Below are 1181 nucleotides of genomic sequence, written 5' to 3'. Positions count from 1 at the left end.
CGCCCGCAACCGGTCCCCTGGCGGACCTGCTGTCCGCGTGCGGGGTGCGGCGGGCCGCCTACTGGCCGCACGAACGCGGGTTGCTCGACGTGACCGGCCGGTCGATGCAGGCACGGGCGACGTATCTCGACCACCTGTCCGGCAAGCGGCGGCGCAAGCTGCGCCTCGCCCGCCAGCGCCTGGAGGCCGTGGGACCGGTCGCGCTCGAGATCCTGGACGCCCCCGCGGCGCTCGACCGCGCCCTGGACGACCACGTCGCCCTGGAGGCCGCGGGCTGGAAGGGCCGGGCCGGCACCGGCCTGGGGGAGCGGCCCGACGAGGTCGCGTTCCTGCGCGCCGTGCTGGCCGATCTCGGATCCGAGGGGCGGTTACGCGTGGCGCGGTTGCGCCGGGACGGCCGGGTCCTGGCCTCCGCGATCCTGCCGATCACCGGCACCGAGGCCTGGGTGCTCAAGATCGCCCACGACGAGGCGGATTCGGAGGCCGCCCCCGGGGTGCAACTCGTCCACCGCCTGACCGAGACGGTGCTGGCCCGCGAGGGCATCGACCGGATCGATCGGATCGACTCCTGCGCCCCGCCGGATTTCGCCCTCGGCTCGACCTTCTGGACGGAACGGCGCCCGATCGCCCACCTGCTGGTTGAGGCCGGCCGCGACCCGCTGTTCCCCCTGGCCCGCACTCTGGAGCGCGCCCGCGAGCGCGTGGCGCGGGCGCGCCTCACCAGCCGAAGCGGGCGATCTGCGTGAGCCGGGCCTGCACCGCCGCGTCGTCGTGGCCGATGCGTGCGATCCGCTCGGACAGACCGTAGCAGGTCGCGCAGAACGGCAGCTGGATCACCGGGATGCCTTCGTTCCGCGCCCGGCCGACCGAGGCGATGAGGCAGGGGACGACCGGCTCCTCCGCGGGCGTCCCGAGGCAGTCGGCCCGCGGGCTTCCGAACACCGGACGGGTGGGCCAGGTCAACTGCACCGTCGTGCCGCCGCGCCGGTCGGGGGCGGGCGCCAGGGTGTAGCTGCGCAGGAACAGGCCGCAGCTCAGCAGGACGAGCCCGGGCAGGATCAGCGCGGCGCGCATCGGCCCCTCAATCCGCCGCGTCGAAGCGGCTGCGGAAGAAGACCTCGCGGCCGGCGCCGTCGATCACCCGCACGGCCTCCGCCGGCTCGCCGGACCGCTGCGGCACC

2 protein-coding genes are annotated in these 1181 nt (G+C 75.5%); one reads left to right on the top strand and one right to left on the bottom strand.

Annotated elements, in window-relative coordinates; translation table 11 throughout:
- Positions 1-746 (top strand): GNAT family N-acetyltransferase (locus FV228_RS30350; RefSeq protein ID WP_147857806.1); only part of this gene is annotated, 746 nt, incomplete at its 5' end.
- On the opposite strand, the gene FV228_RS30345 is transcribed toward FV228_RS30350, so the two are convergent.
- A complete protein-coding gene (locus FV228_RS30345) occupies positions 718-1074 on the bottom strand; it encodes a hypothetical protein (RefSeq protein ID WP_147857805.1) in 357 nt (118 codons plus the stop codon). The two genes, FV228_RS30350 and FV228_RS30345, sit on opposite strands and share 29 nt — an antisense overlap.
- Positions 1075-1181: the final 107 nt, after the last annotated feature.

Origin of the sequence: Methylobacterium sp. WL18 (assembly GCF_008040015.1) — a bacterium.
Classification (GTDB): Bacteria; Pseudomonadota; Alphaproteobacteria; order Rhizobiales; family Beijerinckiaceae; genus Methylobacterium; species Methylobacterium mesophilicum.
This window is presented reverse-complemented; position numbering and strand designations above follow the sequence as displayed.